17 protein-coding genes, 2 tRNA genes and 1 pseudogene are annotated in these 22,381 nt (G+C 63.2%); 11 read left to right on the top strand and 9 right to left on the bottom strand.

What is annotated here, in order from left to right:
- Nucleotides 1-235: 235 nt before the first annotated feature.
- The 3 genes and pseudogenes from Tharo_RS13535 to Tharo_RS13525 form a co-directional block, all read right to left on the bottom strand.
- Nucleotides 236-1,321 carry an IS5 family transposase gene (locus tag Tharo_RS13535; RefSeq protein ID WP_107220113.1) on the bottom strand — a complete coding sequence of 362 codons (1,086 nt, stop codon included), beginning with the start codon at nucleotides 1,319-1,321 and terminating at the stop codon, nucleotides 236-238.
- An 80-nt stretch (nucleotides 1,322-1,401) separates the two neighbouring features.
- Nucleotides 1,402-1,740, bottom strand: a pseudogene (gene wbpD, locus Tharo_RS13530) (UDP-2-acetamido-3-amino-2,3-dideoxy-D-glucuronate N-acetyltransferase); the annotation flags it as partial.
- 1 nt (nucleotide 1,741) lies between these two features.
- Entirely contained in the window at nucleotides 1,742-2,218 is a 477-nt protein-coding gene (locus tag Tharo_RS13525; protein ID WP_281257403.1) for a Gfo/Idh/MocA family oxidoreductase, read from the bottom strand.
- 134 nt (nucleotides 2,219-2,352) lie between these two features.
- Here Tharo_RS13525 and nadC point away from each other — a divergent pair, with 134 nt between their 5' ends.
- Nucleotides 2,353-3,198, top strand: a complete 846-nt coding sequence (nadC, locus tag Tharo_RS13520) for a carboxylating nicotinate-nucleotide diphosphorylase (protein ID WP_107222434.1) — start codon at nucleotides 2,353-2,355, stop codon at nucleotides 3,196-3,198.
- A 102-nt stretch (nucleotides 3,199-3,300) separates the two neighbouring features.
- Here the strand turns inward: nadC and Tharo_RS13515 are convergent.
- A tRNA-Leu gene (locus tag Tharo_RS13515) sits at nucleotides 3,301-3,385 on the bottom strand.
- A 281-nt stretch (nucleotides 3,386-3,666) separates the two neighbouring features.
- On the opposite strand from Tharo_RS13515, the gene Tharo_RS13510 reads away from it, so the two are divergent.
- Nucleotides 3,667-5,202 (top strand): NAD(P)H-hydrate dehydratase, encoded by a 1,536-nt coding sequence (locus Tharo_RS13510; RefSeq protein ID WP_107221659.1) that lies wholly within the window; start codon nucleotides 3,667-3,669, stop codon nucleotides 5,200-5,202.
- A gap of 54 nt (nucleotides 5,203-5,256) precedes the next feature.
- Here Tharo_RS13510 and Tharo_RS13505 read toward each other — a convergent pair whose 3' ends face one another.
- The 3 genes from Tharo_RS13505 to Tharo_RS13495 all read right to left on the bottom strand — a co-directional run bounded on the left by Tharo_RS13505 (nucleotide 5,257) and on the right by Tharo_RS13495 (nucleotide 10,058).
- Complete coding sequence (locus Tharo_RS13505; protein WP_107221658.1) at nucleotides 5,257-6,807, bottom strand: SpoVR family protein; 1,551 nt, start codon at nucleotides 6,805-6,807, stop codon at nucleotides 5,257-5,259.
- Nucleotides 6,804-8,072, bottom strand: coding sequence for a YeaH/YhbH family protein (locus Tharo_RS13500; RefSeq protein ID WP_107221657.1), 1,269 nt, complete (start codon nucleotides 8,070-8,072; stop codon nucleotides 6,804-6,806). Before Tharo_RS13500 ends, Tharo_RS13505 begins: the two co-directional genes overlap by 4 nt.
- A 63-nt stretch (nucleotides 8,073-8,135) precedes the next feature.
- A complete protein-coding gene (locus Tharo_RS13495; protein ID WP_107221656.1) occupies nucleotides 8,136-10,058 on the bottom strand; it encodes a PrkA family serine protein kinase in 1,923 nt (640 codons plus the stop codon).
- A 412-nt stretch (nucleotides 10,059-10,470) separates the two neighbouring features.
- Here Tharo_RS13495 and tig point away from each other — a divergent pair, with 412 nt between their 5' ends.
- The 7 genes from tig to Tharo_RS13460 all read left to right on the top strand — a co-directional run bounded on the left by tig (nucleotide 10,471) and on the right by Tharo_RS13460 (nucleotide 18,275).
- Nucleotides 10,471-11,778 (top strand): trigger factor, encoded by a 1,308-nt coding sequence (gene tig, locus Tharo_RS13490; protein ID WP_107221655.1) that lies wholly within the window; start codon nucleotides 10,471-10,473, stop codon nucleotides 11,776-11,778.
- A 20-nt stretch (nucleotides 11,779-11,798) separates the two neighbouring features.
- Nucleotides 11,799-12,437 carry an ATP-dependent Clp endopeptidase proteolytic subunit ClpP gene (gene clpP, locus Tharo_RS13485; RefSeq protein WP_107221654.1) on the top strand — a complete coding sequence of 213 codons (639 nt, stop codon included), beginning with the start codon at nucleotides 11,799-11,801 and terminating at the stop codon, nucleotides 12,435-12,437.
- A gap of 17 nt (nucleotides 12,438-12,454) precedes the next feature.
- Entirely contained in the window at nucleotides 12,455-13,723 is a 1,269-nt protein-coding gene (gene clpX / locus Tharo_RS13480; protein ID WP_107221653.1) for an ATP-dependent Clp protease ATP-binding subunit ClpX, read from the top strand.
- Nucleotides 13,724-13,829: 106 nt separating this feature from the next.
- Nucleotides 13,830-16,256, top strand: coding sequence for an endopeptidase La (lon, locus tag Tharo_RS13475; protein ID WP_107221652.1), 2,427 nt, complete (start codon nucleotides 13,830-13,832; stop codon nucleotides 16,254-16,256).
- Between the two features lie 119 nt (nucleotides 16,257-16,375).
- Entirely contained in the window at nucleotides 16,376-16,744 is a 369-nt protein-coding gene (locus Tharo_RS13470) for an HU family DNA-binding protein (protein ID WP_281257402.1), read from the top strand.
- A gap of 46 nt (nucleotides 16,745-16,790) precedes the next feature.
- Nucleotides 16,791-16,866: transfer RNA gene (locus Tharo_RS13465), tRNA-Val, on the top strand.
- Between the two features lie 185 nt (nucleotides 16,867-17,051).
- Nucleotides 17,052-18,275: a tyrosine-type recombinase/integrase gene (locus Tharo_RS13460; protein WP_107221650.1), complete on the top strand. Its 1,224-nt coding sequence runs from the start codon at nucleotides 17,052-17,054 to the stop codon at nucleotides 18,273-18,275.
- Nucleotides 18,276-18,542: 267 nt separating this feature from the next.
- Here Tharo_RS13460 and Tharo_RS13455 read toward each other — a convergent pair whose 3' ends face one another.
- A complete protein-coding gene (locus tag Tharo_RS13455; RefSeq protein ID WP_245880901.1) occupies nucleotides 18,543-19,544 on the bottom strand; it encodes an IS5 family transposase in 1,002 nt (333 codons plus the stop codon).
- A 183-nt stretch (nucleotides 19,545-19,727) separates the two neighbouring features.
- On the opposite strand from Tharo_RS13455, the gene Tharo_RS17600 reads away from it, so the two are divergent.
- Nucleotides 19,728-20,102, top strand: a complete 375-nt coding sequence (locus Tharo_RS17600) for a hypothetical protein (RefSeq protein ID WP_159051708.1) — start codon at nucleotides 19,728-19,730, stop codon at nucleotides 20,100-20,102.
- Between the two features lie 142 nt (nucleotides 20,103-20,244).
- On the opposite strand, the gene Tharo_RS13445 is transcribed toward Tharo_RS17600, so the two are convergent.
- Nucleotides 20,245-21,773 (bottom strand): IS3 family transposase gene (locus tag Tharo_RS13445; protein ID WP_425444958.1). Its coding sequence is split into 2 segments (ribosomal slippage): nucleotides 20,245-21,308 and nucleotides 21,308-21,773, totalling 1,530 coding nucleotides; the frame shifts between segments, so codons are not numbered across the junction.
- Nucleotides 21,774-21,887: 114 nt separating this feature from the next.
- On the opposite strand from Tharo_RS13445, the gene Tharo_RS13435 reads away from it, so the two are divergent.
- Complete coding sequence (locus Tharo_RS13435) at nucleotides 21,888-22,121, top strand: helix-turn-helix transcriptional regulator (RefSeq protein ID WP_107221648.1); 234 nt, start codon at nucleotides 21,888-21,890, stop codon at nucleotides 22,119-22,121.
- The last annotated feature ends 260 nt before the right edge of the window (nucleotides 22,122-22,381 follow it).

The raw sequence follows: 22,381 nt of genomic DNA, 5'->3' as shown, positions 1-22,381 counted from the left end.
AATCGTGCAGTTGGCGCCTAGCAGGGTGTTGAAAATCTCACCGTCACCTGCGGTTTCCAGTCGCCCCGGAAAAAATCGACGCGAAAAAGATCCGTTCCAAGCCGCCCTGATGACGATTCCAGCCGCTTTTCCCGCCGATTGTGCAACCGCAATTCAGCAGCGCTCCCGTCGCTGCAAAGCCAACGTATTCAACAATCCAATGCCGCAATACGAATGGCGCGCTTGCGCCATCGGATTACGGCGCCAGCAAATTACCCAGCCGCGTCAGGTTGTAGGCGGCAAAATTGAGCAGCGCATGCGCGCGAATCGTTTCCAGCCCGCGCGCCATCAGACGGCGCAGCGTGCCGATGTCCTTCACCCAGCCAAACGCCTCTTCGATCATCTTTCGACGACGCAGGCTGACCGCATAGCCCTCCGTGGCCTTGAGCGCCACGGGGACGGCACTACCCTTGGTTTTGGCGGCAACGTGCGCCAGCACGCCCAGCGGCTCAAGCGCAGCGATGAACTCGGCGGTGTCGTACCCCCGGTCGGCGGCCAGCGTCGGTTCGCGCGTCGCATCGGCCGGCTTCACGGTGCGCTTGACCATCACCAGCGCGGCCTCGCGCTCGGCGGTGCCCGTGGCCTGCGTGGTATGCACATCGACGATCAGCCCATTGCGGTTCTCCGCCAGCGCATGAGTCGTGAAGCTCAGGTAGGCACCTGCGCCGCCTTTGCTGGCCAGCAAGGCCTGCGGGTCGGTGCGCGAGACGTGCGTCTTGTTCGAGCGTTTCTGCCCTCGGAAGTCCACCTCGGGGTTGCGCCCCTGGTCCGGCCCCGGTGGTTCGTCCGAGCCGTCGCGCGCCATCAGGCTCTTGTGCGAGGCCCACGCCCGCAGCAGCGAACCGTCGACACTGAAATGCTCGTCCGAGACCAGATCTGCCCACTCGGCAATCGCCACCACGCCGCCGAAGAATTCGCGCATCACGCTCTCTTTGAGCAGCCGTTCGCGATTGGCGCTGAACGTCGAGTGATCCCATACCGCCTCGTCCAGCGTCAGGCCGACGAACCAACGGAACATCATGTTGAAGTCGATATGCTCGACCAGTGCGCGCTCCGAGCGAATCGAAAACAGGCATTGCAACAACGACGCGCGCAGCAAGCGTTCCGGCGCAATCGAGGGGCGCCCGCCCTCGGCATAGAGCGCATCGAAATGCGGCGACATCGTGCGCAAAACCATATCGGCCAGCGTCTTGATCCGGCGCAACGGATGATCGGGGGCAATTCGATCTTCGATATTGACGTAGCTGAACAGGGCGTTCTGTTTGTGGTCGATGCCGCGCATGGGAATAATTGCTGTAGAAATGCAGACGTAATTATATCAGCCGTAGAGCCCGCGCAGATGCTGGAAAGTGCATTAAATCAACACCCTGCTAGGGTGGCGCCTTTTTTGACCAGGGTGTCGCGGTATTCGTTTTTGCGTTCGACGAGGGCACGCGGGTTGTAGACGTTGGTGAAGACCATGCTCGGGCCGCAGAACACGCCTTCTTCGAGGGTGACGTTGTCGTACACCGAGACGTTGTTCTGGATCTTGCAGTGGTCGCCGATGACGACCTTGTTGCCGACGAAGACGTTTTGCCCCAGGGAGACTCCCTGGCCGATGCGGGCGCCGGCGCAGACGTGGGCGAAATGCCAGATGCGCGAGCCGTCGCCGATCTGGGCGCCGTCGTCGACGATGGCGCTGGGGTGGAGGGTGATGCCCATTTCAGTATTCCAGCGGCAGCGACATGCGCTTGCCATCGCGTGCCGAGAGATACAGGGCGATCAGCAGTTCCAGGCTCTTGAGGCCTTCGCGGCCGTCGGTCTCGGGTTCCGCCTTCCCTTGGAGGGTGTTGATCACGTTGTCGCAGTAGAGCGGGTGGCCGAAGCCATACACGCTGGTGGTGGCATAGCTTGCGTGCTGGATTTCGTTGTCTTCAGGGCGCTTTTCGTCGAATTCCCAGTGCTGGACCTCGTTGACCGCGACGCCACCGATGCGCACCGTGCCCTTTTCGCCGAGGAGGGTGATGCTGCCTTCGAGGTTCTTGGGGTAAGTGAGCATGGTGACGTTGAGTGTGCCCATGGCGCCGCTGCGCCAGCGGATGGCGGCGACGCCGGAGTCTTCCACCTCGATGTCGCGGGCGAGCGTGCCGGTGTAGGCCATGACGGATTCGACCGGACCGATGAGCCAGTCGAGCGTCATAATGCATGGCAGGCCGCTTGCTGTGCGCCTGCACGATCCGCACCCCCTCGCTTTCGGCGGCAGTGGTCATCGGGCGGATGCAAGCCGAGGTCGATGCTAGAATTCCCGCCCACATTCACTCCATGGCCGAGATCATGCTTTCCGAACAGCTTCGCGTCGAAATCCAGCGCAACGTCGCCGCCTCGCTCGCCGAGGACATCGGCACAGGGGATCTCACCGCGCGCCTGGTCGCTGCCGACACCGAGGCTCGTGGCCGCGTCATCACCCGCGAAAACGCAGTGATCTGCGGCACCGCCTGGTTTGATGCCGCTTTTGCCGCGCTCAGCCCCGCGGCCGTTGTGCATTGGCATGTCAAGGATGGCGACACGGTACAGGCCGGGCAGGTGCTGTGCGACATCATCGCCCGCGCCCGCGTGCTGCTCACCGCCGAGCGCACCGCGCTCAACTTCCTGCAGCTGCTTTCGGGCACCGCCACCGTTACCCGCCGCTTCGTCGATGCCGTCGCCGGCACCCGGGCCAAAATCGTCGATACCCGCAAAACCCTGCCGGGCCTGCGGCTGGCGCAAAAATACGCCGTCGCCATCGGTGGGGGGACCAATCACCGCGTCGGTCTCTATGACGGAATCCTGATCAAGGAAAACCACATCATTGCCGCCGGGGGCATCCGCGAAGTGGTTGCAGAAGCCCGCGCGATCGCCCCGTCCAACGTGTTCATCGAAGTCGAGGTCGAAAACCTGGGGCAGTTGCGTGAAGCGCTCGATGCCGGCGTGAAGATGGTCCTGCTCGACAACATGAGCCTCGACGACATGCGCGAAGCGGTTTCGGTCGCCGCCGGGCGCGCCGAGCTCGAGGCCTCCGGTGGTGTCAATCTCGAGCGCGTGCGCGCCATCGCCGAAACCGGCGTGGACCGCATTTCCATCGGCACCCTGACCAAAGACGTCCGCGCCCTCGATCTGTCGCTTCGCCACGTCGAAGCCTAAGCCTGAAGAGCGCTCGCCCGGTATTGCTGGCGGGCGAGGGGAAGTGGGGCTGCCGGGTGTGCAAGGGAAAGACTGCAAAAACCCGGCGTGGGCCGGGTTTGTTGGTGCCTTGGGCGAGACTCGAACTCGCACGTCTTTCGACACTACCCCCTCAAGATAGCGTGTCTACCAATTTCACCACCAAGGCTTCTCGCCACCGACGTCCGGCGACGCAAGCGGATGCGCCGGGAACAGCAGGAGGGCGCGGATTATGGCGGTGGGGGCAGGGGGGCGTCAAGCGCTGATCGCTGTGCCCCGGGGCCAGTGCATTGCCGGTAAGGCGGCAGCGGCGGTTTTCGCTGCGCAGCCGTCCGGCGGTGGCTGGCGTTGTGGCGGCAGGGAGGATGCGCTTGGTATTGCAGCAATGTTTACTCGACCGGACGGTCGAGGTTTTACAATCCTGCACAAAATCCACCGGCCAGGATCTTTATGTTCTCCACTGCCCAGCCCATTTATCCCGTTCGTGCGATCCGTGAGATCGAAGACCAGCTCGTTCCCAGTGCGAAGCCGCCGCTGATGGAGCGCGCCGGGCGGGCCGCCGCTGAGGACGCCGTCCGCCTCATTCTCGACCGTCCGGGGGCGATCCTCATCGCCTGCGGCCCGGGCAACAATGGTGGCGATGGTTTTGTCATGGCCCGCCAGCTCACCCAGGCGGGCCGCGAAGTCGTGGTCGCCTTCGCCGCCGTGCCGGAGCGTCTGCCCGCCGAGGCGGCCAAGGCCCATGCGGACTACCTTGCCGCCGGCGGTACGATCGTCTCCGATCTGCCTGCCGCTCCGGCCAGCGGCTGGGCGTTGGTTGTCGATGCCTTGTTCGGCATCGGCCTCGCCCGCCCGATCGAAGGACGCTACGCGGGCTGGATCGATACCCTCAACGCGCAGCCGGCGCCGCGCATGGCGCTCGACGTTCCCAGCGGCCTCGACGCCGATACCGGCCAGCCGCTGGGGACCACTTTCCGGGCGACGCATACCACCACCTTTATCGCCCTGAAGCCCGGCCTGCTCACCAATGACGGCCCCGATTACTGTGGCGAGATCAGCGTCCAGCGCCTCGATATCGAGGCCCCCGCGTGGGTTCCGGTGCGCGGCCAGGCCATTCGCCCGGCGCTGTTCCGTGCCCATCTGCGCCCGCGTGCGCGCAACACCCATAAGGGAAACCATGGCGATGCCGGGATCCTCGGCGGCAACACCGGCATGGTCGGTGCCGCGCTGCTGGCCGGGCGTGCCGCGTTGTGGCTCGGTACCGGGCGCGTCTATGTCGGCCTGCTCGACGAGCATGGGCCTTCGGTCGATTGCTCCCAGCCCGAGCTGATGCTGCGCCGCGCCCACGCCCTGCCCGAGCGCCTCAGTGCGCTCGCCGTCGGCCCCGGCCTCGGCACTCAGCCTGCGGCCGAAGGCCTGCTTGCCGCTGCGCTCGGGCGTCCCGTTCCGCTCGTGCTCGATGCCGATGCCCTCAATCTGATCGGCACCGACGTCGCGCTGCAATCCGCGCTCGCCGCACGCGAAGCTCCCAGCGTGCTCACGCCGCACCCGGCCGAAGCGGCCCGCATGCTCGGCTGCGACACCGCCTGCGTGCAGGGCGACCGTCTGCATGCCACGCTCGAAATCGCCCGCCGCCACCGTGCCCTGGTCGTGCTCAAGGGCTGCGGCAGCATCGTCGCCACACCCGACGAGCGCTGGTTCATCAATGGCACGGGCCATCCCGGCATGGCGACCGCGGGCATGGGCGATGTCCTGACCGGCTTGGTCGTGGGCTTGTTGGCCCAGGGGTGGCCCGCCGAATCAGCCCTGCTGGCCGCCGTCCATCTGCATGGTGCCGCCGCCGATCGGCTTGCCCGCGAAGGCATCGGTCCGGTGGGGCTGACCGCCAGTGAAACAATCGATGCCGCCCGTGGGGTTTTCAACGGGTGGCTGATCGAAGCCCAGCGCGATCCGCGCATTACACCTCCTCAGCGACCGATCCGCTAGTGGCCGTTCGGCGTCCGGGGCGCGCTGTGCTGCAGGGGCGCTTGGCCGGGGGGGTCAGGGGAGCGGAGCGTGGCGGCGGTCGACGCGGATTTCGTGCGAGAGTTCGGCGTGGCCGTGCTCGTCGACGGTTTCGAGGCGCACGGTGAACCCCCACAGACGCGCGAGGTGGCGCAGGACTTCGTCGGTGCTGTTGCCCAGCGGACGGCGGCGGTAGGGCTGGTGGCGCAGGGTCAGCGAACGGTCGCCGCGCAGATCGACATTCCAGATCTGGACGTAGGGTTCGCGGGCGCCGAGGTTGTAGTGGTCGGAGAGGATGTCGCGCACGCGCTGGAAGCCGTTTTCGTCGTGGATCGCGGAGACCTGGAGCTTGTCTTCGCGGTCGTCGTCGAGCACGGCGAACATGCGGAAGTCGCGCATGACCTTGGGCGACAGGTACTGCGCGACGAAGCTTTCGTCCTTGAAGTTGCGCATCGCGAAATCGAAGGTTTCGAGCCAGTCGCTGCCGGCGATGTCGGGGAACCAGTGGCGGTCTTCGTCGTCGGGGTGCTCGCAGATGCGGCGGATGTCCTGCCACATCGCGAAGCCCAGCGCGTAGGGGTTGATGCCGTTGAACCAGCGGCTGTTGTAAGGCGGTTGGTAGACGACGTTGGTGTGCGACTGGAGGAATTCGAGCATGAAGCTGTCGGACAGCAGGCCTTCGTCGTACAGCCGGTTGAGCAGGGTGTAGTGCCAAAAGGTGGCCCAGCCTTCGTTCATGACCTGGGTCTGGCGCTGGGGGAAGAAGTACTGCGCGATCTTGCGCACGATGCGCACGACTTCGCGCTGCCAGGGCTCGAGCAGGGGAGCGTTCTTTTCGATGAAGTAGAGCAGGTTTTCTTCCGGCTCGGGCGGGAAGCGCCGTTCGGCCTGGGGGCCGGGCTGGGTGTCGTGGACGGGGAGGGTGCGCCAGAGGTCGTTGACCTGGCTCTGGAGGTATTCCTCGCGCTCTTGCTGGCGCAGTTTTTCCTTGGCCAGCGACAGCGGCGGGGGGCGCTTGTAACGGTCGACGCCGAAGTTCATCAGGGCATGGCAGGAGTCGAGGACTTGCTCGACTTCTTCTTCGCCGTAACGCTCTTCGCAGGCGGTGATGTAGTTCCGCGCGAAGATGAGGTAGTCGATGATGGCGTCGGCGTTGGTCCAGGTGCGGAACAGGTAGTTGCCCTTGAAGAAGCTGTTGTGACCGTAGGCGGCGTGGGCGATCACCAGGCCCTGCATGGTGAGGGTGTTTTCTTCCATCAGGTAGGCGATGCAGGGGTTGGAGTTGATCACGATCTCGTAGGCCAGGCCCATCTGGCCGCGCTTGTAGCCTTTTTCGGTGGAGAGGAAATGCTTGCCGAAGGACCAGTGGTGGTAGTTCACCGGCATCCCCACCGAGGCGTAGGCGTCCATCATCTGTTCGGCGGTGATGATCTCGATCTGCACCGGGTAGGTGTCGAGGCGGAAATCGGCGGCGACGCGGGCGATTTCGGTGTGATAGCGCTCGATCGCCTCGATGGTCCATTCCGAACCGATCGGCAGGGGCGCCTTGCGGCGGCTACGGCCTTCCTTGGGGGTCGTCGCTTTCATGCGATGGTCTTCTTGAACAGTTCGCGGAACACCGGGTAGATGTCGGCCGGGGTTTCGATGCGTTGCATGGCGAAGTTGTCGTGCCCGGCGGCGATCTTGGTGTATTCGCGCCACAGGTTCTGCGGGTCGCCGGCGGTGATTTCGACGTAGGCGAAGTACTGGCACCAGGGCAGGATTTCATTGCCGAGGAGCCGCCCGCAGATGGGGGAGTCGTTGTCCCAGTTGTCGCCGTCGGAGGCCTGGGCGCCGTAGATGTTCCATTGGCCGCTGGTGTAACGCTCGCGCAGGATGTCGCGCATCATCACCAGCGCGCTCGAGACCACGGTGCCGCCCGATTCGCGCGAGTGGAAGAATTCGTCTTCGGTGACTTCCTTGGCGACGGTGTGGTGGCGGATGAAGACGACTTCGATGTGCTCGTAGGTGCGGGTGAGGAACAGGTAGAGCAGCATGAAGAAGCGCTTGGCGATGGACTTGCGCTCTTCGTCCATCGAGCCGGAGACGTCCATCAGGCAGAACATCACCGCCCGCGTGCTCGGCCGTGGCACCTTGATGCGGTTGTTGTAGCGCAGATCGAAGCTGTCGATGAAGGGGATGCGTTCGATCTTGGCGCGGAGCAGGGCGAGTTCTTCGCGCAGCGCGCGCACTTCGTCGCTGTCTTCGCCGAGGCGGGCGAGGGCTTCGTCGAGTTCCTGCTGCAGCTCTCGGATGCGTGCGGCGTAGGGCGAGCCGAGCGCGAGGCGGCGGCCGAGGGCGCCGCGCATCGAGCGGATGATGTTGATGTTGGCCGGCGTGCCGTCGGACTTGAAGCCGGCGCGCTGGGTCTTGTAGTCGGTGACCTTGGCGAGCTGGGTGCGGATCAGGCGCGGCAGTTCGAGATCCTCGAAGAAGAGGTCGAGGAATTCCTCGCGCGAGAGCTGGAAGACGAAGTCGTCCTCGTGCTCGCCCTCGTTGCTGGCCTTGCCCTTGCCGGCGCCACCGCCTTCACCGCCGAGCGGGCGGTTGATGCGGTCGCCGGCGTTGAATTGGTCGTTGCCGGGGAAAATCTGCTCCCACACGCCGCCACGGCCGTGGTGCAGCGACGGTTCGGAAAGGTCGCGGGCGGGAATCGAGACCTGTTCGCCGTTGTCAAGGTCGCGGATGGAGCGACCCTGGATGGCCTCGGACACCGCCTTGCGGATCTGCTGCTTGAAACGACGCATGAAGCGCTGACGGTTAACCGCGCTCTTGTTCTTGCTGTCGAAGCGTCGATCGATGATGCGGACCATGCTGCCTCCCTTGGACCGGCCGGGCCCTGCGGGGCGGTGAAACCCCGCAGGGCCCGGGTGCGGTCAAGACGACTTGCGCACGCGCAGGTACCACTCGCACAGCAGGCGGACCTGCTTTTCGGTGTAGCCCTTGTCGATCATGCGGTTGAGGAAGTCCTGGTGCTTCTTCTGCTCGTCGGCGCTGGCCTTGGCATTGAAGCTGATCACCGGCAGCAGGTCCTCGGTGTTGGAGAACATCTTCTTCTCGATCACCGCGCGCAGTTTTTCGTACGAGGTCCAGTTCGGGTTGCGGCCGTCGTGCTTGGCGCGGGCACGCAGCACGAAGTTGACGACTTCATTGCGGAAGTCCTTTGGATTGCTGATGCCGGCCGGTTTTTCGATCTTTTCCAGCTCTTCGTTGAGCGCTGCACGGTCGAGGATCTCGCCGGTGTTGGGGTCGCGGAATTCCTGGTCCTGGATCCAGAAGTCGGCATACGTGACGTAGCGGTCGAAGATGTTCTGGCCGTATTCGGAGTAGCTCTCGAGGTAGGCGGTCTGGATTTCCTTGCCGATGAACTCGGCGTAGCGCGGGGCGAGGTATTCCTTGATGTAGCCCAGGTAGCGCGCTTCGGTCTCGGCCGGGTACTGCTCGGCTTCGATCTGCTGCTCGAGGACGTACATCAGGTGCACCGGGTTGGCGGCGACTTCGCGGTGGTCGAAGTTGAACACCTTGGACAGGGCCTTGAAGGCGAAGCGCGTAGACAGCCCGGTCATGCCTTCGTCGACGCCGGCGTAGTCGCGGTATTCCTGGTAGCTCTTGGCCTTGGGGTCGGTGTCCTTGAGGTTTTCGCCGTCGTAGACCCGCATCTTGGAGAAGATGCTCGAGTTTTCCGGCTCCTTCAGGCGTGACAGCACGGCGAACTGCGCCATCATCTTCAGCGTGTCGGGGGCGCAGGGCGCTTCGGACAGCGAGCTGTGGACGAGCAGTTTTTCGTAGATGCGGATCTCGTCGGAGACGCGCAGGCAGTACGGCACCTTGACCGTGTAGATGCGGTCGAGGAAGGCTTCGTTGTTCTTGTTGTTCTTGAAGGCGACCCATTCGGACTCGTTCGAGTGCGCCATCACGATGCCGTCGAAGGGAATCGCGCCGAAGCCCTCGGTGCCTTTGTAGTTGCCCTCCTGGGTGGCGGTGAGCAGCGGGTGGAGAACCTTGATCGGCGCCTTGAACATCTCGACGAACTCGAGCAACCCGCGGTTGGCCAGGCACAGCCCGCCGGAGTAGCTGTAGGCGTCGGGGTCGTCCTGCGAGTATTGCTCGAGCTTGCGGATGTCGATCTTGCCGACCAGGGACGAGATGTCCTGGTTGTTCTCGTCGCCGGGTTCGGTCTTGGCCACTGCGATCTGGCGCAGCACCGAGGGGTTGAGCTTGACGACGCGGAATCTGGTGATGTCGCCGCCGTATTCGTGCAGGCGCTTGACCGCCCATGGGCTCATGATGGTGTCGAGGTAGCGGCGCGGAATGCCGAAATCGCCTTCGAGGATGTGGGCGTCCTCGGTGGCGTCGAACAGCGCCAGCGGGGACTCGTGCACCGGGGAACCTTTGATGGAGTAGAAAGGAACCTTCTCGATCAGGCTCTTGAGCATTTCGGCGAGCGAGGACTTGCCGCCGCCGACCGGGCCGAGCAGGTAGAGGATCTGCTTTTTCTCTTCCAGGCCCTGGGCGGCGTGGCGGAAGTAGGCCACGATGTTCTCGATGACCTCTTCCATTCCGTAGAAGTCGCGAAAGGCCGGGTAGAGCTTGAGGATCTTGTTGGAGAAGATGCGCGACAGGCGCGGATCGAGGCGGGTGTCGACCAGTTCGGGCTCGCCGATCGCGTCCAGCATCCGTTCCGCCGCGGTGGCATAGGCCATCCGGTCGGCGCGGCACAGTTCGAGATATTCCTGGAGGGACATCTCCTCCTCGCGGGCAGCCTCGAAGCGGGCCTGGTAGGCGTTGAAGATGGTCATGGAAGTCTCCTGTCCGAGCGAAGTGCGGTGCCGATCGATCGCAACCGCCAAGAAACAACGTTTGCTGCGTCAGCCGCCTTGTGCGACGGGGTCCGGTTTGCCCACCCTGCCGGCGCCGGATCTGTTGATCATAGGATATGACGAGCCGAGGCCGAGTTCCTCCCCCGGGCGGTCTTTTTTTATCGCGAATCCTTTTCCGGCCACACGATGGGGGCGGCCCGGAGCACATCGGCGGTGTCCCCGGCGGGGAGGGGGCGCGGCTTCCGCGCTCCTGCGGGGCGGAACCGTGCGCTGTGCTAGAATCGCGCTCTTCGTACAACGTGTTCACGCTGGCGAGGGATGCGTGTGCTGTGTTTCGGCGCGTGTCCTTGGAAGGGCGGGAACGGATTTTTGACTTCTCAGGATCGACTCAATGGAGCAGAACCAGGAAACCCCGAGCGCGCTGGAGCGCCGTATCGACATCGCCGTTTCGCTGGCGGACATCGAGAAAGAGGTGGATGACCGCCTCAAGCGTATCGCCCGCACGGTGAAGATGGCGGGTTTCCGCCCGGGCAAGGTGCCGATGAAGATCGTCGCCCAGACGCACGGTGGCCAGGCGCGCGGCGAGGCGGTCGGTGCCGCGGTGGAAAAGGCTTTCGGCGACAAGGTGCGCGCGGAAAACCTGCGCGTTGCCGGTTACCCGCAGATCCAGCCCAAGGAGGCCGCTACCGAAGGCACCCTGGAATTCACCGCGGTGTTCGAAGTGTACCCCGAGGTGGTGGTCGGCGATCTTGCCGGCCAGAAGATCGAGCGTCCCGTGCTGAGCGTCGGTGAGGCCGAAGTCGACCAGACCATCGACGTGCTGCGCAAGCAGCGCACCACGTTCACCGCCGTCGATCGTGCCGCAGCCGAAGGCGACCGTGTCGTGATCGACTTCACCGGGCGCAAGGACGGTGAGGTGTTCGATGGTGGTCAGGCTCAGGATTTCCCCTTCGTGATTGGCGCTGGATCGATGCTGAAGGAGTTTGAGGGCGCGGTTGCCGGTCTCAAGGCGGGCGACAGCAAGACTTTCGATATGACCTTCCCCGAGGACTATCACGCACAGCACCTGGCCGGCCAGGCGGTGCAGTTCGAGGTCACGCTCAAGGCGGTCGAAGAGGCCGTGCTGCCGACCGTCGATGGCGACTTCGCCAAGGCGCTCGGTGTGGCCGATGGTGACGTCTCCAAGCTGCGCGAGGAGGTGAAGGCCAATCTCGAGCGCGAGGTGAAGCGCCGCATCCAGTCCCGCGTGAAGGAACAGGTCATGGAGGCGCTGCTCGCCGCGACTCCGATCGAAGTGCCCAAGGCGCTGGTGCAGGCCGAGTCGGAGCAACTCGCCAACAGCGCCCGCCGCGACCTGGAAATGCGCGGCCTCAAGACCAAGGACATTCCGGTGGAGCCGGCCTGGTTTGCCGATCAGGCAGTGCGTCGGGTCAAGCTCGGCCTGATCATGGCCGAACTGGTGAAGGCCAACGAACTCCATGCCAAGCCCGAGCAGGTGCGTGCCTTGGTCGAGGAAATGGCACAGAGCTATGAGGATCCGTCCGAACTGATGCGCTGGTACTACTCCGAACCCGAACGCCTGGCCCAGGCCGAAGCCGTGGTCATCGAAGATAACGTCGTCGTCTGGGTCAGCAGCAAGGCCGACACGACCGACAAGGACGTGGCGTTCGACGAACTGATGGGCAACAACGCGGCCTGATGCCGCAGAGGGTCTGATCCATGATGCAAGGAACACCCCAGCACAGCAGCGACTGGAACCCGGTCGGTCTCGGCCTGGTTCCGATGGTGGTCGAGCAGAGCGGTCGCGGCGAGCGCGCTTACGACATCTATTCGCGCCTTCTAAAGGAGCGGGTGGTGTTCCTGGTCGGCCCGGTCAATGACGTCACTGCGAACCTCATCGTCGCCCAGTTGTTGTTCCTCGAGTCGGAAAATCCGGACAAGGACATTTATTTCTACATCAACTCGCCCGGCGGCTCGGTGACTGCCGGGATGGCGATCTACGACACGATGCAGTTCGTCAAGCCGAACGTCAGCACGCTGTGCATCGGCCAGGCTGCGAGCATGGGGGCCTTCCTGCTGGCAGCGGGAGAGAAGGGCAAGCGCTTCATTCTGCCCAATTCGCGGGTGATGATCCATCAGCCCCTCGGGGGGTTCCAGGGCCAGGCTTCGGATATCGAAATCCATGCCCGCGAAATCCTCTACCTGCGCGCGCGCCTGAACGACATGCTGTCCAAGCACACCGGCCAATCGCTCGAACGCATCGAGAAGGACACCGATCGCGACAACTTCATGTCCGCTGCGGCGGCGGTCGAGTACGGCCTGGTCGACAAGGTGCTGACCAGTCGCGACGACACCTGATTCAGGAGAGATTTCACATGGCGGACAAGAAGGCAGGCGGCGAAAAGCTGCTGTACTGCTCGTTCTGCGGCAAGAGCCAGCATGAGGTGCGCAAGCTGATTGCCGGCCCCTCCGTCTTTATTTGCGACGAATGCATCGAGTTGTGCAACGACATCATCCGCGATGAGATCGTCGGCGCCGCGGATTCGGAAAATCTCAAGGGTGCGCTGCCGACGCCGCACGAGATCTGCGGAATCCTCGATCAGTACGTGATCGGGCAGGCGCAGGCCAAGCGCAACCTGGCGGTGGCCGTGTACAACCACTACAAGCGCTTGCGCCATCTCGAAGCCAAGCAGGACGATGTCGAGCTGGCCAAGAGCAACATTTTGCTGATCGGCCCCACCGGCTCGGGCAAGACCTTGCTCGCGCAGACGCTCGCGCGCCTGCTCGACGTGCCTTTCGTGATGGCCGATGCCACGACGCTGACCGAGGCCGGCTATGTCGGCGAGGACGTCGAGAACATCATCCAGAAACTGCTGCAGAAGTGCGACTACGACGTCGACAAGGCGCAGCAGGGCATTATCTACATCGACGAGATCGACAAGATTTCGCGCAAGGCCGACAACCCTTCGATCACCCGGGATGTTTCCGGCGAGGGAGTGCAGCAGGCGCTGCTCAAGCTGGTGGAAGGTACGGTGGCGTCGATCCCGCCCCAAGGCGGGCGCAAGCATCCGAACCAGGATTTCATCCAGGTCGACACCACCAACGTGCTCTTCATCTGTGGTGGCGCCTTCGATGGACTGGAAAAGGTCATCCGCAATCGTACCGAGAAGGTCGGCATCGGCTTCGGTGCCGAGGTCAAGAGCCGCGAAGCGAAGAGCCTGACCGACACTTTCCGCCAGGTCGAGCCGGAAGATCTGATCAAGTTCGGCCTGATTCCTGAGCTGATCGGCCGTCTGCCGGTGGTCGCGACGCTGCAGGAACTCGACGAGGATGCCCTCATCCAAATTCTCGTCGAACCCAAGAATGCGCTGGTAAAGCAGTACCAGAAGCTGTTTTCGATGGAAGGGGTCGAGCTCGAGATTCGTCCGAGCGCCCTGCATGCAGTGGCCCGCAAGGCGATCAAGCGCAAAACCGGCGCGCGCGGCTTGCGCTCGATTCTCGAGGCCGCGTTGCTCGACATCATGTACGACCTGCCTGCCCTGGAAGGGGTGGAGAAGGTCGTGGTGGACGAGTCGATCATCGAAGAAGGGGGCAAGCCTTTGCTGATTTACGCCGAGCAGCAGAAGGTGTCGGGCGCCAACTGAAAGGCTCTCCCGCACCTTCGGTGTGCGGGGCCGAATTCAACCCGCCGCTTGAATTTCCAGGTCACGCCCATAAATGGGGGTGACCTTTTGCTTAAGGAAAGAAAAAATGTCGGGTCCTGCTGACCTCCCCAACGAAGCGATGGAAATGCCGCTGTTGCCGCTGCGCGACGTGGTGGTTTTTCCGCACATGGTCATCCCGCTGTTCGTCGGCCGCCCCAAGAGCATCAAGGCGCTGGAAAACGCCATGGAGGCGGGAAAGAGCATTTTGCTCGTGGCGCAGAAGTCTGCCGCCAAGGACGAACCGTCGGTCGAAGACTTGTATTCGATCGGTTGCGTCGCCAACATCCTGCAGATGCTGAAGCTGCCCGATGGCACCATCAAGGTCCTGGTCGAGGGTGTGCAGCGGGCCCTCATCGATACCGTCGAGGACCAGCAAAGCCTGTTCGTTGCGACGGTGAGGCCGGTCCCGCTTGCCGAAAGCGGCGACAACGAGCAGGAGGCGATGCGGCGCGCGACCATCGCCCAATTCGATCAGTACGTTAAGCTCAACAAAAAAATCCCCCCGGAAATCCTCGGTTCGCTTGCCGGCATCGAGGAAGCCGGTCGCCTTGCCGATACCATCGCCGCCCATCTGCCGCTGCGCCTGGAGCAGAAGCAGGAAGTGCTGGAGATGTTCGATACCGGTGCTCGCCTCGAGAAGTTGCTGACCCAACTCGAGGGGGAACTCGACATCCTCCAGGTGGAAAAGCGTATCCGCGGCCGGGTCAAGCGCCAGATGGAGAAGAGCCAGCGCGAGTACTACCTGAATGAGCAGGTCAAGGCGATCCAGAAGGAACTCGGCGAAGGCGAGGACGGCGCCGACCTCGAGGAAATGGACAAGAAGATCAAGGCCGCCGGGATGCCGAAGGAGGCTTTGGCCAAGGCCGAGGCCGAGTTCAAGAAGCTGCGCCTGATGTCGCCGATGTCCGCTGAGGCGACCGTCGTGCGTAACTACATCGATACCCTGATCGGCCTGCCGTGGAAGAAGAAGTCGCGGGTCAGTAAAGACCTGGGCGAGGCCGAAAAGGTGCTCGACAAGGATCACTACGGCCTGGAGCGCGTCAAGGAACGGATCCTCGAATACCTCGCCGTGCAGCAGCGCGTGGATAAGGTCAAGGCGCCGATCCTGTGCCTGGTCGGCCCTCCGGGCGTGGGAAAGACCTCGCTCGGCCAGTCGATCGCCAAGGCGACCAACCGCAAGTTCATCCGCATGGCGCTGGGCGGAGTGCGCGACGAGGCCGAGATCCGCGGCCACCGCCGCACCTATATCGGCTCGATGCCGGGCAAGATCCTGCAGAACATGGGCAAGGTCGGAGTGAAGAATCCGCTGTTCCTGCTCGATGAGGTCGACAAGCTCGGTATGGACTTCCGCGGCGACCCGTCCTCGGCTTTGCTCGAAGTGCTCGACCCGGAGCAGAATCACACGTTCCAGGATCATTACGTCGAGGTCGACTTCGATCTTTCAGACGTGATGTTCGTCGCTACGGCGAATACGCTGAACATTCCGGCCGCACTCCTCGATCGGATGGAAGTGATCCGTCTGTCGGGATACACGGAAGATGAGAAAGTCAATATCGCTCAGCGCTATCTGCTGCCCAAGCAATTGAAAAACAACGGCTTGAGGACGGAGGAGATGTCGCTGACCGAGGACGCGCTGCGCGACATCGTGCGCTATTACACGCGCGAAGCGGGGGTGCGTAGCCTCGAGCGCGAGATTTCCAAAGTCTGCCGCAAGGTCGTCAAGCAGCTCCTGCTCAAGAGCCGCAGCAGCAAGGTGGTGGTCAACGCGAAGAACCTCGATAAGTTCCTGGGCGTACGCAAGTACAGCTTCGGCATGGCCGAAAAGGAAAACCAGATCGGCCAGGTTACCGGGTTGGCGTGGACCGAAGTCGGCGGCGAGCTGCTCACCGTCGAAGCGGTGCAACTGCCCGGCAAGGGCAAGGTATTGACCACCGGTAAACTTGGTGAAGTGATGCAGGAATCGATCCAGGCCGCTCTTTCGGTGGTGCGCAAGCGTGCGCGCTCGCTAGGGATCGACCCCGAGTTTCACCAGAAGAGCGACATCCACATCCACCTGCCCGAAGGAGCCATCCCGAAGGATGGACCCTCGGCGGGGATTGCGATCTCTACGGCGCTGGTGTCGGTGCTGACCGGTATTCCGGTGCGCTGCGATGTCGCAATGACAGGGGAGATCACCTTGCGCGGAGAGGTCCTGGCGATCGGCGGTCTCAAGGAAAAGCTTCTGGCGGCCGTCCGTGGCGGCATCCGGACCGCGCTGATTCCGGAGGAGAACGTCAAGGATCTGGCCGAGATCCCGGATAACATCAAGAATGCGATCGAGATCGTACCTGTGAAATGGATTGACCGCGTCCTCGAACTCGCTCTCGAGCGCAAGCCCGAGCCGCTTCCGGAAGAGTCGACGAGCGTGGCTGCGACAGTGGCCGGCACCACGGAAGAGGTCTCTGGCACGCAGGCGGGTGCGCGTGCTCACTGATCCGCCCTTCCGATGACGCCCCGCTAATGGCCGCCGCGAACTTCATGGGTGAGTCCTTGTCGCCGTTGCCGCACTGTCGTTGACAGGCCTGAATTCAGCGCGCTATAAGACAGGCACGTGTGAAGCAGTCCGGTTTCTTGAGTGGCTCTGAGTCCCGCGCCCGGCGCGGATCTGGTGAAGTTCGTTCGAACGCAGTTCACATCCGGAGGGGTTACGTGAATAAACAAGAACTTGTCGCTAGCATTGCGGAGAAGGCCTCACTCACCAAAGCGGATGCCGGGCGCGCGCTCGACGCGGCCGTCGCAACCGTGACCGAAGCGCTCCGGAAAAATGATACGGTCACCCTGGTTGGCTTCGGCTCTTTCTATCTTGGAGAGCGTGCCGCCCGTACTGGGCGCAATCCGCGCACAGGAAAGAACATCAAAATCAAGGCTGCCAAAGTCCCTAAATTCCGCGCTGGCAAAAGTCTGAAAGAGACGGTAAACTGACGGACTTTGCTGTGCTGCCTGAATTGTTGGAGGCGGTGCAATGCGCGGGTGCTTAGCTCAGTTGGTAGAGCGCTAGCCTTACAAGCTGGATGTCGGCGGTTCGATCCCGTCAGCACCCACCAAGAACACCTGCCACGCCGTGGCAAGCAGTACAAAAACCCGCACAGCTTAAGGCTTTGCGGGTTTTTTCTTGTGCCAAGCCGTTCCACACCATCGCACCCCATACCGTCAAAAGTGGCGGTACACCTGACGGTACACGCTACCCTTGACGGTATACCGCCACGGCGGGTGCTGCGAGGGGTGGGAAATGCCGCTGAATGACGTTGCCGTCAGGCAAGCAAAGCCAACCGACAAACCGCGAAAACTCGCCGACGAGCGCGGGATGTACCTGCTGATCCAGCCGACCGGCGGCAAGCTGTGGCGGCTCGACTACCGACTCGATGGAAAGCGCAAAACGCTTGCCCTGGGGAGTTACCCCGACGTGTCCCTGGCTGAGGCTCGCAAGGCGCGAGACCGAGCGCGGGAGCTGATCGCCGCCGGGACCGATCCCGTAGCAGCCAAAAAGGAAAGCAAGCAGGCTCGCGTCGAAGCCGTCGCCAACGCCTTCGAGGTCATCGGGCGTGAATGGCACAAGCTCAAGAGCGCGAAGTGGACCCCGCTGACGCAGGAGAAGGCGCTCGCCGTTCTGGAGAAGGATCTTTTCCCATGGCTAGGCAATCGTCCTGTCGGCGAGATCACGGCGCCCGAGCTGCTGCGCACACTGAGACGCATCGAGGAGCGGGGCGCGGTCGACACGGCGCACCGTGCCAAGCAGATCGCCGGCCAGATCTTCCGCTATGGCATTGCCACGGGCCGTGCGGACCGCAACCCTGCTGCCGACCTTCAAGGTGCCCTGACGCCGGTATCGAAGAAGCACTTCCCGGCGATCACCGAAGTAGGGGAGGTGGGCCCACTGCTCAAGGCTATCGAGGGCTACAAGGGCTCGCTGATCGTGCGCAGCGCCCTGCGCCTTGCTCCGATGCTCTTCGTCCGACCGGGCGAGCTTCGACAGGCGGAATGGTCCGAGATCGACCTCGAGCAGGGTGAGTGGCGGATTCCTGCCGAAAAGATGAAGAAGCGGCGCGACTTCATCGTCCCGCTGTCACGACAGGCCGCCGACATTCTCCGAGATCTGCACCCGTTGACTGGACACGGCCGGTTCGTGTTTCAGGGGGTGCGGGACCATGGCAAGCCCATGAGCGAGAACACCGTGAACAACGCACTGCGGCGCATGGGATACGACACCCGCACCGAGATCACCGGCCACGGCTTCCGGGCGATGGCGCGCACGATCCTGCACGAGGTGCTGGGCGTGGATGCTGCTGTGATCGAGCACCAGCTCGCGCACCAGGTGCCGGATGTGCTGGGGCGTGCGTACAACCGAACCAAGTTCCTGCCGCAGCGCAAGGTGATGATGCAGCAGTGGGCGGATTGGCTCGACCAGGTGAGGAAGGGCGCAGAGGTGATCGACATCACTCAGCGCCGAGCCTGATAATCTTGACATGCTGCGCCTAGCCTTTGGCCGGGCGAAGAGTCGGGCACCTTCACCGACCTGGCGCGGCGTCCACCATTGAAGGTGCGCTATTGAAGGAGCGCATCGTGTTATCCGCTATTGAATCCAAGCTGCAGTGGCTTGAGCAAGACCTGTCCGACCTCGCATCGCCTGAAGGCATTACGCTCGATGCCGTCCGTGACAGCATTTCTGAGATGCGGCAAGAGATTCTCCACGATCTGTTCGATCGATTGAGCGAGGGCGATCCTAACAGGGTGTTGAAAATCTCACCGTCACCTTCGGTTTCCAGTCGAACGCCTCTTCGATCATCTTTCGACGACGCAGGCTGACCGCATAGCCCTCCGTGGCCTTGAGCGCCACGGGGACGGCACTACCCTTGGTTTTGGCGGCAACGTGCGCCAGCACGCCCAGCGGCTCAAGCGCAGCGATGAACTCGGCGGTGTCGTACCCCCGGTCGGCGGCCAGCGTCGGTTCGCGCGTCGCATCGGCCGGCTTCACGGTGCGCTTGACCATCACCAGCGCGGCCTCGCGCTCGGCGGTGCCCGTGGCCTGCGTGGTATGCACATCGACGATCAGCCCATTGCGGTTCTCCGCCAGCGCATGAGTCGTGAAGCTCAGGTAGGCACCTGCGCCGCCTTTGCTGGCCAGCAAGGCCTGCGGGTCGGTGCGCGAGACGTGCGTCTTGTTCGAGCGTTTCTGCCCTCGGAAGTCCACCTCGGGGTTGCGCCCCTGGTCCGGCCCCGGTGGTTCGTCCGAGCCGTCGCGCGCCATCAGGCTCTTGTGCGAGGCCCACGCCCGCAGCAGCGAACCGTCGACACTGAAATGCTCGTCCGAGACCAGATCTGCCCACTCGGCAATCGCCACCACGCCGCCGAAGAATTCGCGCATCACGCTCTCTTTGAGCAGCCGTTCGCGATTGGCGCTGAACGTCGAGTGATCCCATACCGCCTCGTCCAGCGTCAGGCCGACGAACCAACGGAACATCATGTTGAAGTCGATATGCTCGACCAGTGCGCGCTCCGAGCGAATCGAAAACAGGCATTGCAACAACGACGCGCGCAGCAAGCGTTCCGGCGCAATCGAGGGGCGCCCGCCCTCGGCATAGAGCGCATCGAAATGCGGCGACATCGTGCGCAAAACCATATCGGCCAGCGTCTTGATCCGGCGCAACGGATGATCGGGGGCAATTCGATCTTCGATATTGACGTAGCTGAACAGGGCGTTCTGTTTGTGGTCGATGCCGCGCATGGGAATAATTGCTGTAGAAATGCAGACGTAATTATATCAGCCGTAGAGCCCGCGCAGATGCTGGAAAGTGCATTAAATCAACACCCTGCTAACTGCGGGGTCCTTATTCCTAACGGGTTTGAGGGTGCATCACGAGCGTTCCATGAGCAATGCAATCAACTCGGTGTAGGAGGGTTGCTTGTGATGGCGGTCAATGCGATTGATGGCTGCCGCTTAGCCATAGAGCATAATCCGTCCGATCATGCGGTGATCGTCGATCAGCTGTGTGTCGCTGCCCGAATGCACGAGCGATTTCAAAACCTGTTGATTCAAAAACCCGCCTTGCGTGAGGCTTTTGCCGAATTGCAGAGCGAAAATCAGAGAAAACGGGGCGTGCATGCGGCTAAGTCCAAGCATGCGGTTGATCCACGACAGCAAGAAAAGGCCTTTGTCAAAGCAAAGTGGGCGGAATGGCAAGTCTTGCCCAGCAAGTACCGATCAAAGGCCGCCTTCGCATCGGCCGTACTCAAAGAATGCAAGCATCTCGTGTCCACTAAGAAAGATCGAGGACTGGTGTAGAGAGTGGGAAAAACTGTAACCCTGCCCGGCAGAGTGCGCACCCTGCTTGCATGAGGGTTTCGGCCCGCGTCTGAAAATTCCAGAGTTCGCTCCGCAACGCGCCACCCGGCGGAACGTGTCAATGACTTTGCGTCACCGTGCTTCATGAATTTACTGGGGAAGCCAGGGTGTTCGGGTCGTCGTTTGTCTCCGTTGCGGGTGGGTTGATCCAGACGGCGCTGGGCAGCGCGGGGGGCTCAGGGCGGCGCCCCTTGAAACGTTTCGGGTTGGCGAGGAAGGCTGCATCGAGAGTGTCCTGACGGAGCAGATGCGCGGCATACGCCTGGCCGTAATGGACGCTGCTCGGCGTCATGTAGCCGATGCCCGAGTGCCGGTGCTCGGTGTTGTACCAGGTGAAGAAGGTCTGGCAGTGGGCACGGGCGTCGGCGAGGCTGCCGAAGCGTGCGGGGAAGTCTGGACGGTACTTCATCGTCTTGAATTGCGATTCCGAGTAGGGGTTGTCGTCCGAGACGTGCGGGCGGCTATGGCTCTTGGTGATATCCAGATCGACCAGCAAGGCGGCCACGGGCTTGGAGCGCATGCTGGCCCCGCGATCGGCATGCAGCGTGAGGGTGCCGGGCGCGATGTCGTGGCGGGACACGGTCTCGGCGATCAACTGTTCGGCCAGCTCGCCACTTTCACGCTCGGCAATCAGCCAGCCCACGACGTGGCGGCTGAAGATATCGAGGATCACGTAAAGGTGGAAGCAGGTCCATTTGGCCGGCCCCTTGAGCTTGGTGATGTCCCAGGACCAGACCTGATTGGGCGCGGTGGCCAGCAATTCCGGCTTGGCATAGGCCGGATGGGTGAGCTGACGCCGGCGTTCGCGCGTGGCGCCGTTGGCGGCGAGCGCCCGGTACATGGTGCGCACCGAGCCCAGATAGCGCCCCTCGTCGAGCAGCGTGGCATGGATGGCCGCCGGCGCCGTGTCGCAAAAGCGCTCGCTGTTGAGTACCTCGAGCAGTTCCTTGCGCTCGAGGGGGGCGAGCGCCAGCGGCGGACGGGGGCGTGCCGTGCGGCGGGGGTGCGGTCCATGCAGGGCTTCGCGGTGGGCCCGTGCGCGCGCCCGGGCCGGCGCACCGCGCCAGAGGCCCACGGCCCGGCAGGCGGCGGCCATGCCAAGGGCCGGGGCAAGTTCTTCGGCGCCGCGCATCATGACTTGTCGTGCGTGTCGTCGATCGGACTGCCCAGCAAGGCAGCAACTTTTTTTTGGACCTCGATGATCAGGTGCGCCTTGTCGAGCTGGCTCTTGAGGCGTTCGTTCTCGCGCATCAGCTGCGCGATCTGGCGCGCTTCGGCGGCGGCGGGATCCGGCTTGGGGCCCCGCTTTTGCGGTGCCAGTGCAGCCAGTTCGGCGGCCTCGCGCTGGCGCCGCCAAGTGCTCAGGCTCGATGAGTAGACGCCCTCGCGGCGCAACAGCGCGCCGATCTCGCCGGGCTGGGTGCAACGGTCAGCCGCGTCGAGGATCCGCCGCTTGTCGGCGTTGGAGAACTGCCGGCGTCGGGCGCGCGGCACGACCTCGGTGTTGGCACCGGGCTGCGCGGTCGGCGCCGCCGATCCGCTCGTCTCTTCAGTCGCCCTACGGGCGCCTTCCGAGACGAGCGGATCGGCAGAGGTCTTCAGAATGTGCATCGATGCCGTGGGTTGAGTGGTGGTCGTCATGCCTACCTCGTTGCTCACTAAATGGTCAGGGGTAGGTGACGCAGGTCATATTGGCACAGGGGGCGGCGCACCAAGGAGCGACCGATGCAACCCCCTTCAATCCCCGCCGCCCTGGCGAAACTAGATAGTCTTCCCGACTCGGCTCTCAGCCTCACCGTCAAGGATGTGGCCCTGATCCTGGGGCGTTCGGAGTCTTCAGTCTGGCGCGATGCGCGGCTCGGCAAATTGCCGCGCGGCGTGAAAACCGGCCCCGCCACCACCCGCTGGAACGTCGGCGCCATCCGCCGCCACCTGGCCGCGCTCGGGGTGTCCGCGTGATCCGCTTGACACGGTCCACTGGCAGCCGGCATGATTCCCCTCGCCTGCAAACAACAGGCAACGGGATTGACAGCCCGAATAACGAAGGCGGATGTGTCCGCCACCCTGGCGGATTTTTTACGTCCACCGCATGTGCTGCCTCGTCTATGGCGGTCCGTGTTGGGGAGCCGCAAGGCTCGCCGGTGCCTTCGTTCCGGTCTGTCAACCCGACACGCGACCGCCACCCCCGTTTGACAGCGGGGAGCGGTATTCAAACCGCA

It is taken from the genome of Thauera aromatica K172 (assembly GCF_003030465.1).
Taxonomy (GTDB): Bacteria; Pseudomonadota; Gammaproteobacteria; order Burkholderiales; family Rhodocyclaceae; genus Thauera; species Thauera aromatica.
Note: the sequence above shows the minus strand (reverse complement) of the source record. Positions and strands in the feature narration are given on the sequence as shown.